Source organism: Flagellimonas flava, assembly GCF_050617915.1.
GTDB classification, from domain to species: Bacteria; Bacteroidota; Bacteroidia; order Flavobacteriales; family Flavobacteriaceae; genus Flagellimonas; species Flagellimonas flava_A.
The window spans coordinates 1-234 of record NZ_JBODQE010000200.1 but is presented as its reverse complement, the minus strand read 5'-3'; the positions used below and the strand labels follow the sequence as shown (position 1 = coordinate 234).

The window sequence follows — 234 nt, the reverse complement described above, 5'->3', positions numbered from 1 at the left end:
AATAAGCGTATGGAAGAAATGGTACCAGCCATTGCCAAAGCATACGGTGGAGCTGCCACTATAGATATCAAGAGTTCCACGGACATTACCTTTAATGATTTGGATTTGACAGAAAAGATGGGACCTACGCTAATAAGAGTTGCTGGGACTGAAAATGTAACCCTTCACAAGGCCATTACAGGCGCTGAGGATTTCAGCTAATTTCATGAAAAAGAGCCAGGATTCTATCTCTTC

The 234-nt window shown here is 42.3% G+C and carries 1 pseudogene; it reads left to right on the top strand.

Annotated elements, in window-relative coordinates:
- A pseudogene (locus ACRHOZ_RS21535) lies at positions 1–201 on the top strand (amidohydrolase); the annotation flags it as partial.
- Positions 202–234: the final 33 nt, after the last annotated feature.